The 8,744-nt window shown below is 64.8% G+C and carries 8 protein-coding genes; all 8 read right to left on the bottom strand.

Going from position 1 to position 8,744, the window contains the following annotated elements; genetic code table 11:
• Nucleotides 1-495: 495 nt before the first annotated feature.
• Genes ACFOES_RS13090 through ACFOES_RS13055 form a run of 8 tightly spaced genes read right to left on the bottom strand, consistent with a single transcriptional unit; the run spans nt 496 to nt 8,667 of the window.
• Nucleotides 496-1,752 (bottom strand): TRAP transporter large permease, encoded by a 1,257-nt coding sequence (locus ACFOES_RS13090; protein ID WP_377833741.1) that lies wholly within the window; start codon nt 1,750-1,752, stop codon nt 496-498.
• Between the two features lie 30 nt (nt 1,753-1,782).
• A complete protein-coding gene (locus ACFOES_RS13085) occupies nt 1,783-2,223 on the bottom strand; it encodes a TRAP transporter small permease (RefSeq protein ID WP_377833740.1) in 441 nt (146 codons plus the stop codon).
• Nucleotides 2,224-2,282: 59 nt separating this feature from the next.
• Complete coding sequence (gene dctP, locus ACFOES_RS13080; protein ID WP_377833739.1) at nt 2,283-3,275, bottom strand: TRAP transporter substrate-binding protein DctP; 993 nt, start codon at nt 3,273-3,275, stop codon at nt 2,283-2,285.
• Between the two features lie 47 nt (nt 3,276-3,322).
• Entirely contained in the window at nt 3,323-4,987 is a 1,665-nt protein-coding gene (locus ACFOES_RS13075; RefSeq protein ID WP_377833738.1) for a 3-(methylthio)propionyl-CoA ligase, read from the bottom strand.
• A 57-nt stretch (nt 4,988-5,044) separates the two neighbouring features.
• The gene (locus ACFOES_RS13070; RefSeq protein WP_377833737.1) at nt 5,045-6,016 is read right to left on the bottom strand and encodes a quinone oxidoreductase family protein; all 972 of its coding nucleotides are present in this window, start codon (nt 6,014-6,016) and stop codon (nt 5,045-5,047) included.
• Nucleotides 6,017-6,031: 15 nt separating this feature from the next.
• Nucleotides 6,032-6,613: an RBBP9/YdeN family alpha/beta hydrolase gene (locus ACFOES_RS13065; protein WP_377833736.1), complete on the bottom strand. Its 582-nt coding sequence runs from the start codon at nt 6,611-6,613 to the stop codon at nt 6,032-6,034.
• An 8-nt stretch (nt 6,614-6,621) separates the two neighbouring features.
• Nucleotides 6,622-7,686, bottom strand: a complete 1,065-nt coding sequence (locus ACFOES_RS13060; protein WP_377833735.1) for a BKACE family enzyme — start codon at nt 7,684-7,686, stop codon at nt 6,622-6,624.
• A gap of 57 nt (nt 7,687-7,743) precedes the next feature.
• Nucleotides 7,744-8,667: a TauD/TfdA dioxygenase family protein gene (locus ACFOES_RS13055; RefSeq protein WP_377833734.1), complete on the bottom strand. Its 924-nt coding sequence runs from the start codon at nt 8,665-8,667 to the stop codon at nt 7,744-7,746.
• Between the last annotated feature and the right edge of the window lie 77 nt (nt 8,668-8,744).

The following is an 8,744-nucleotide window of genomic DNA, read 5'->3' as shown; positions in this document are numbered from 1 at the left end:
TCCGGTCACGGCTGGATGAAAGACCCGTGGCAGGTCACGATAACCCCAATACGGGGTCCTTTTTGCATGCCGGTTCACAGGCAGGACTCCAATCTCAGGTCTGAACTCACGGTCGGTCATGAGGTCGGACTTAGCTCCGGTATCGATATCCCGCGAGCCGCCCGGGAGGGATGCAGCTTGGCCGTGCTGTGATCCCCGACATTCATCCAACTGACGCTGGTGTCCGTGGTTGAGTGATCTGCTCCCCAGCCTTCTACCGCCCGTGGGCAGAGTTTCCGGGGATCTGATCACTCAACCTGTGGAGAGGACAGTATCCGCGATCAAACCGGAGAATGAGCTATTCGACTGCATCAATATCCAAACAGAATGGAAACCGAGCAGTCGGCCATGAAGCCCTTGCTCTCGTTCGGAACAGCAGCGCCGCCATGCCGACCCGGGCGCAGCCGCCGCACGAACCTCCGCCGGCTGCGCGCTCCGACTGACTCCCACGCCCGGTCACAGCAGGAGAAGCGAGATCTGCGGCACGAAAGCGACCAGCAACAGCACGCACAGGATAATGAGCATGAACGGTAGCACGGCGATGCAGACCGTGCTGAACTTCTCGCGGAAGGCCGTCATCGCCACGAACAGGTTCATGCCCACCGGCGGCGTCAGGAAGCCGATTTCGAGGTTGATGACCATCATGACGCCGAAATGGACCGGATTGATGCCCAGTGCCGTCGCCGGCATCAGCAGAAGCGGCGCCAGGATCAGGATCGCCGAGATCACGTCGAAGAAGCAGCCGACGACCAGCAGAAGAAGGTTGACGAGGATCAGGAACAGGTACTTGTTCGTCGTCAGCTCGATGATCCACTGGGTCAGCTCGTGCGGCACCCGCATGATCGTCAGCAGCGATTTCAGACTCAGCGCCACCGCGATGATCGGGAACAGCATGCCCAGCATGCGCGCGGTCGAGACCGTCGTCGCACGGAAGTCCCGCCAGCTCAGCTCGCGGTGGATCACGATCTCCACGAACAGCGCGTAGAGCACGGCGACGGCGGCGGCTTCGGTGGCGGTGAAATAGCCCGAATAGATGCCGCCCAGCAGGATTACCGGCAGGAGCAGCGCCCATATCCCCTCGCGCAGGGCCGAGACGAGTTCACTGCTTTCGAAACGCCGGGAGGGCAGGTGCCGGTTGACCCAGAGCGAATAGGTCGCCAGCGCGGCGGTCAGCATCAGGCCGGGCACGATCCCGGCGATGAACAGGTCCGAAATGGATTGCTCGGTCGCCAGGCCGTAGACGATAAGGGGGATCGAGGGCGGGATGACGATCCCCAGCGTCCCCCCCGAGGTGATCGAGCCCAGCGCGAACCGCTTGTCGTACCCCTGTTCCAGAAGCGCGGGGTAGAGGATCGTGCCGATCGCCAGAAGCGTCACCGGGGACGAACCGCTGATTGCCGCAAAGATCGCGCAGGAGAGGATCGTCGCCACGCCCATTCCTCCCGGCAGCGGGCCGGAGATCAGCACCATGATCCGGATCAGCCGGCGCGCGATGGCCCCTTGGGTCATGATGTTTCCGACGATCAGGAACATCGGGATCGACAGGAGGGCCTCGCTGTTGAGGCTGATCCACATGTCCTCGACGAGATATTCGATCTTCCCGTCGCCCCAGACCAGGTGGACATAGGCGGTGGCCGCCAGCAGCAGCACCACGATGTTCTGGCGGAAGAAAAGCAATCCGAAGATCAGCAGGACAAGAAAGAGGGTTGCCATGATCTGGGTGCTCCGTGGCGTGGCTCTGGGTCAGGCGGCGGCTTCGTGATGGACCTTCAGCGCGGGTTCCATCGCATAGGCCGCATGACGGATCGCGCAGGACAGGAAGGCGTAGGGCATCACCATCTGGATCGGCCACAGCGGAAAGTAGAGAACCGCGGCCCGGTCGCCGGCGGACATGCTTTCGAGGACGAAACGTACCGCGAAAACGGCGATCGCAAGATAGAAGGCCGCGGCGATGAGGTCGGACCCGCGGTCGACGTAACGGTCCAGGCTGGATGGCACCAGGCCGTCGAAGACCGCGGGCCGCAGATGAGACCCCGAGGCGGTGGCCAACGACAGGCCGACAAAGCCCGCGACGATCGCCCCGAGGACGGCGATCGACTGGGAGCCCAGGATCGGGATGCCGACCACTTCGCGGGCCAGCACGTCCCCGATCAGAAGCGCTGCCACGACGATGTAGGCCATCATGGCAACGTATCCTTCCACGGTCTCGAGGACCGACAGGGCGGAGCGGACTGACAGGCGCATCAGTTCGCGCACGCCGCACTCGCGGCTTGCAGCTTCGCCCAGACCTCGCCGGCATCACCACCGATGCTGGCGACGATCTTCGCCTGCGCCGCGGGCGCCACCGCCATCCACGCCGCCTTTTCCTCGGGGGTGAGTTCGATGACATGGGCGCCGCCCGCGGTGGCCTTGGCCAGCAGAGCCTTCTCGGCCGCACGCACGCCCTGGCGCAGACCGCTCATTGCCTTGGCGCCCTCGGTCAGCGCATTGCGCTGAGACTCGTCAAGCCGGTCCCAAGTCGTCCGCGACAGCAGCAGCGCGCCGATCTGGTGGCTGTGATCCGTCATGATGAAGTCGGGCGCTTCGGCCCAGTAGCCGCCCGCCACCCCCATGATGATCGGCGTCGTGATCGCGACCACGGCACCGGTCTTCAGGGCCGGCATGGTTTCGGGCACGCTGAGCGGCACGGCCTCGGCACCGGTCGCCTGCACGTAGTAGGTGTCGGTCGGTGCCGGTGAGGTGCGGATCTTCTCGCGCGCTATGTCAGAGGGAAGCCGGAACGGCGACTTCGCCATGATCATCATGTCGCCGACCTCGATCGGGGCCAGATAGACTGCGCCCGCCTTGCGGAACGCCGCGTCGAATGTCGCCCCTACGTGGTTGTCGATGACGCAATCTGCCTGCTTCTCGCTGGTGAAGAGGTAGGGCGCGTTCAGAAGGCCGTATTCCGGCAGCACCAGCGACGCCTCGACATTCGACAGAACGCCCATGTCCAGACGGCCGCGCGCGATCTGGCGGGCCATCGTCTGCCCATCGCCCAGTTCGTTGTTGAAATACAGGCTGATCGTCAGTTCGCCGCCCGACAGTTCTGCGACTTTCGCCGCCATCGCCTTGGCCGCGGCCCCCCAGGGCGTCGCCTCGGGAGCGGACATTCCCAAGCGCAGTTCCTTGGCCGACGACATCGACGCAGTTCCGAGGCAGAGCGCCGCAAAGGCGGCAAGTGCAAGTTTCTTCATGGTCCCACTCCCTTTTGTTTTTTGGTCTGCGGAGATGCTTTCCCGCTTCAATCGCTGGCCTCTCGATCCGGTGCCAGGGCTTCGCCCGTCCGGTTCAAGAGAAAGTCCGCGAACCGGTCGCGCAGGCGGTTCTTCAGTATCTTGCCGGTAGCACCGAGGGGCAGCGCGTCGACGAACACGATATCATCGGGGGTCCACCAGCGGGCGACCTTGCCCTCGAAATGGTCCAGAAGTTCGCGTCCGCTGACCGCCTGCCCGGGCTTGCGGACGGCAAGGATCAGCGGCCGTTCGCCCCACTTCGCGTGCCGCGCGGCGATGCAGGCCGCCTGCGCAATGCCGGGATGGCTCATGGCGATGTTCTCCAGGTCGATCGAGCCGATCCACTCCCCACCGGACTTGATGACATCCTTGCTCCGGTCGGTGATCTGCATGAAACCGTCGGCGTCGATCGTGGCGATGTCCCCGGTGGGAAACCAGCCGTCCAGCAGCGCGTCGTCATCCTCGGCTTTAAAGTAATGCGACAGGATCCACGGTCCCCGCACGAGAAGATCGCCCGATGCCTTGCCGTCATGCGGCAGCGCTCGCCCGTCATCGTCCACGATCTTCATGTCGACGCCGAAGACCGCACGGCCTTGCTTGGCCTGCAGCGCCAACCGCGCATCCGCGTCGAGCGCCGTATGGCCGGGCTTGGGACTGTTCACCGTTCCCAGCGGGCTCAGCTCGGTCATGCCCCAGGCGTGCAGAACCTCGACATCGTAACGATCCTGATAGGCCCGGATGATCGCCGGCGGACAGGCCGAGCCGCCGATGATCGTGCGGCGCATCGTGCTGAACCGGCCGCCGGTGTTTTCCAGATGCGCCAGAAGCCCCTGCCAGATCGTCGGCACCCCGGCCGAGAAGGTCACGCCCTCAGCCTCGATCAGCTCGTAGAGCGACCTCCCGTCAAGCATAGGCCCCGGCAGGACCAGCTTTGCACCAACCATGCAGCCGACATAGGGCAGGCCCCAGGCATTGACGTGGAACATCGGAACGACCGGCAGGATGCTGTCGCGCGCCGAGCAGTTCATCGAATCCGGCAGCGCCGCGGCGAAGCTGTGCAACACGGTCGAGCGATGGCTGTAGAGCACCCCCTTGGGATTGCCCGTCGTCCCCGATGTATAGCACAGCGACGACGCGGTGTTCTCGTCGAGCTCCGGCCAGTCTAAGACATCGTCTCCCGACGCCAGGAAATCCTCGTAGCACAGCAGGTTGGGCACCCGGGACGCAACTGGCATGCTGTCGTGGTCAGCCATCGCCACGAAGGCGCGGATCGTGTCGGTCTGCTGCGCGATCTGCTCTACGATCGGCAGGAAGGTCAAGTCGAAGAAGAGGATCCGATCCTCCGCGTGATTGGCGATCCAGGCGATCTGGTCGGGATGCAGACGCGGGTTGATCGTGTGGACGATCGCCCCCGAACCGGATACCGCGTAGTAGAGTTCCAGGTGCCGATAGCCGTTCCATGCCAGTGTCGCGATCCGGTCGCCCGGCTTCATCCCCTGCGCGGCAAGCGCATTGGCCAGCCGGCGGGCGCGGGCCGCCATCTCGCGATAGGTATAGCGGTGAATGTCGCCCTCAACCCGGCGCGACACCACCTGCTGCTCGCCATGATGCCGCTCGGCGTGCTTCAGCAGCGAGGAGATCAGCAGCGGTTGGTTCATCATCTGGCCAAGCACGTGGGTCTCTCTTTCCTGTTTTTGCGGCCATCCCGGTGGGACGGTCTCGGCGTGTTGCTAGGGGATCAGGACGGTGGCGCCGACCGTAGCGCGGCTTTCCAGCGCTTCGTGCGCCCTGGCGGCCTCTTCCAGCGGGAATCTCTGGCTCGGCTCGCTGGCGATCTTGCCGGAGAGGACCATCCCGAAGACTTCGTCCGCCATTTCCAGCATCTTGGCCCGCGGCGTTGCATAGTGGATCATCGCGGGGCGTGTCATCCAGAGCGACCCCTTCACCGCAAGCAGCATGCTGTCGATATTGACCGGGCCGGACGACGTGCCGTTGCTGACCAGAGCGCCGCGCACCTGAAGGCTGTCGAGCGAAGCCATCAGCGTGTCCTTGCCGACCGAGTCATAGACCACCGGGACACCTTTGCCGTCCGTGATCTCGCGCACCCGCTCGGCGATGTTCTCGCGCGAGGTGACGATCACATGCGCACAGCCGTTGGCCCGGGCGACCTCGGCCTTCTCGTCAGTCGACACGGTGCCGATCATGGTGGCGCCGAGCGCCCGCGCCCACTGACAAGCGATCAGGCCGACGCCCCCGGCGGCGGCGTGATAAAGGAACGTGTCGCCCTTCTTCAGCGGATAGACCTGGCGGAACAGATATTGCGCCGTCATCCCCTTCATGATGATCGTCGCCGCGGTGCTGTCGGAAACGCCGTCGGGGATCGGAATCAGGACATCGGCGGGCATGATGCGGGCTTCGGCATAGGCACCTTGCGGCCCCAGCAGATAGCCGACCCGGTCGCCGGGCCGGATGTCCTCGACACCTGGCCCGACCGCCTCGACGACGCCGACCGCGTCCGACCCGATCCCGTTCGGCAACGGCAGCGGATAGAGCCCGGTGCGGAAATAGATGTCGATGAAGTTGACCGCGATGTGGCTGTGGCGCACGCGCGCTTCGCCCGGCCCCGGCTCACCGAGCTCCACTTGCTCGAGCTTGAGGACTTCCGGTCCGCCGGTTTCGTAAAATCGGATTGCGCGGGTCATGGAGTGTCGGTTCCTCTATGCTGTCTTGCGCTGCATGCGCGGCAACGCCATCAGGTCGTGGACGAGCTGTTCGGCCAGAGGCCAGTTACCGTAGCCCGAAGCCGGGTTCAGGTGCCCGACGTCACCAAGATCGACCAGCTTGCTTCCCCAGTCGGAGGCCATCTCGGCGACCCGGCTGAACTGGGCGAGCGGATCGTTCCGGCTGGCGCCGACGATGCTGGGAAACGGCAGCGGGTCCCAAGGGACCGGCAGCCAGCCGGCATGCTCGAGCTCGGCGATGGTCGGGTAGCCGTCGGGCATCGGCGATTCGAAGTCCGGCGGCGTGGCGAGGACGGCACCCAGCACCGGGTGCCGCGTCTTCCTGGCCCAGTGGGCGACCGAGATCACGCCGCCGCTATGGGCGACGAGAACGACCGGTCCGGCGATCGCCTGCACCTCGCGCTCGATCGCGGCGCAGCGCGCGCCGCAGTCGAGGTCGGTCCGCCCCATCGGGGGAACGGTCCGCGCGTTGGGCAATCTGTCGCCGAGCAGGGTCTGCCAGTGCTCGGCGACGTGATCGCGCAGGCCGGGAACGATGAGAATGGTCGCCTCAGCCATGAGCCGGCTCACTCGGCCGCGTGCCGCAGGAAGCCGCGCTGGCCGGCCTGACGGTTCGGCGCGAAACCGTTGCGGGCCAGGGTCTCGTCGGCCGATTTGTAGAACTCGCCGATCCGGTAGATGCGGCGCGCCTCCTGCCCGTTCGCGATCGGGCGGCTCATCTCCTCGGAAATCCGGACCAATTGTTCGATCTGCGCAACCGATCCCATCTTGGCGCTGCGATCCTGCGTCCAGATGTTGTCCTCGGTGCCGCAGCGCACGTGCAGGCCCATCGCGATCGCCATCGTGTTGAGCGGCAACACGTTCAGCATCGACGTCTCCAGCGTCAGCACGGCCCCGTCCGGCACCGCGCGGACGAAATTCGCCAGGTTGTAGATGTTGGGCGCGTCGAAACCGCCCCCGATGGCCACCCAGGTCAGGATCAGCGGGACATTCGAGACGCCGCGGCGCATCATCCGCTCGACGGTTTCGAGCTGGTTGATGCTGGCCAGTTGGAAATGGGTCTGGATGCCGTTTGCCGACAGACGGCGGATATGTTCCTCGACCCACTCCGGTCCCGCCGGGATCGTCATCTCACGGTAGGCCCGATAGAGCGCCGGATCCTCGACCGAGGTGCCGGCAATGTCGGCCGCAGTCATCTGTTCGACGATGTTCATCTGGTTGGTGTTGATGGCGATCGTCACCTGGTCCGGCGTCGGTTGCAACTCGGCCAGCATGTGACGGGTGTCGTCCGACAGCCACTTGGCCGCCTCGCCTTCGTTTTCCGGCGCGAAGGAGATCGAGCCGCCGACCTGCAGGATCATGTCGGGCACGGCGCTGCGCAGCCGGTCCAGCAACTCGTTGAACCGCGACAGCCGCTTCGAGCCGTGGCCGTCATCTTCGCGGGCGTGCACATGCAGGACGGTCGCGCCGGCGTTGTAGCAGTCGACGGCCATCTGGACCTGCTCTGCCATCGTCACCGGAATCTCGCCGGCCGGCAGGTCTTCGGGGGCCCATTCGGGCCCATAGGGTGCGGCCGTGATGACGAGTTTTTCCTGGTTTTCGGGATGCAGGGAGCCATCAAGGAAATTCATGTCGAATCCTTTCCGTTTGAGTTTGCGATGTGGGGTGGCCGTGGTGCGGCCAGAGCCTCAGTAGGGCAGGTCGCCCATGATGCCGGCGCGTTCCATCTTCCGGTGGCACGGCGGGTAGTCCATGACCGCATAGTGCTGGGTCGCGCGGTTGTCCCAGAAGGCGATGCTGTTGGGCTTCCAGCGCCAGCGGACCTGGTATTCGGGGATGTTGGCCTGACTGATCAGGTAGTTCAGCAACTGGCTCGCAGCCGGCGAATAGTCCTGGCCGAAGCGCACGTTGCTGGCCGTGTGGTAGTTGGTGAAATGGGTCGTGAAGGCGTTGACGAAGAGCGTCTTCTCGTCGGTGTCCGGATGGATACGTACGACCGGGTGCTCGGCGTCGGGGAACTGCGCGTGCAGTGCCAGCCGTTTCTCGATCGGCATCGCTGCACCGAAGCTTGCCTCGATGCTGTGGCGCGCCCGCAGGCCGTCGATCTTGGCCTTGATCTCCTCGGGCAGCCGAGCATAGGCCTCGACCATGTTGACCCACATCGTGTCGCCGCCCACCGGCGGACATTCGACGCAGCGAAGCACGCAGCCCATCGGCGGCTTTTCGCGCCAGGTGGCATCGGTGTGCCATGCGTTCTCGTAGCGATCGTTGGGCTGGTCGGGCGACTTGTAGATGCGCACCAGGCCGGGATGGTCCGGATCGCTGCCGGCGACGGGGTGATCCTCCAGATCGCCGAAGTGGCTGGCGAATTTCACGTGGTCGGCGCGCGAGATGTCCTGGTCACGGAAGAAGAGCACGCGATGCTTCAGCAGCAGGGCATAGATTTCCCGCATCATGTCGGCATCCTGCGCCGCCACAGCGACGTTCACATTGGTGATCTCCGCGCCGATGGTGCAGGTCAGCTGTTCGAACTTGATCGCGGAAGCCAGCGCCGTCGGCGAAACCTTCGGCGGGCTTGCGGGCGATTGAACGTCCGCGTTCGACGTAGCCATGGGTATCCTCCATAATTCCCTCCCTTACGCCGACTGTCGCGGCGCCTCCTTTTCGTCGCATGGCTCGAAAGGATGAC

The organism is Acidimangrovimonas pyrenivorans, from assembly GCF_042643245.1.
Taxonomy (GTDB): domain Bacteria; phylum Pseudomonadota; class Alphaproteobacteria; order Rhodobacterales; family Rhodobacteraceae; genus Acidimangrovimonas; species Acidimangrovimonas pyrenivorans.
Note: the sequence above shows the minus strand (reverse complement) of the source record. Positions and strands in the feature narration are given on the sequence as shown.

What these genes read in the sequence shown, in the direction of transcription:
- ACFOES_RS13090 (WP_377833741.1), bottom strand. Translation starts at nt 1,752, where the DNA reads ATGGCAACCCTCTTTCTTGTCCTGCTGATCTTCGGATTGCTTTTCTTC.
- ACFOES_RS13085 (WP_377833740.1), bottom strand. Translation starts at nt 2,223, where the DNA reads ATGATGGCCTACATCGTCGTGGCAGCGCTTCTGATCGGGGACGTGCTG.
- dctP (WP_377833739.1), bottom strand. Translation starts at nt 3,275, where the DNA reads ATGAAGAAACTTGCACTTGCCGCCTTTGCGGCGCTCTGCCTCGGAACT.
- ACFOES_RS13070 (WP_377833737.1), bottom strand. Translation starts at nt 6,016, where the DNA reads ATGACCCGCGCAATCCGATTTTACGAAACCGGCGGACCGGAAGTCCTC.
- ACFOES_RS13065 (WP_377833736.1), bottom strand. Translation starts at nt 6,613, where the DNA reads ATGGCTGAGGCGACCATTCTCATCGTTCCCGGCCTGCGCGATCACGTC.
- ACFOES_RS13060 (WP_377833735.1), bottom strand. Translation starts at nt 7,686, where the DNA reads ATGAATTTCCTTGATGGCTCCCTGCATCCCGAAAACCAGGAAAAACTC.
- ACFOES_RS13055 (WP_377833734.1), bottom strand. Translation starts at nt 8,667, where the DNA reads ATGGCTACGTCGAACGCGGACGTTCAATCGCCCGCAAGCCCGCCGAAG.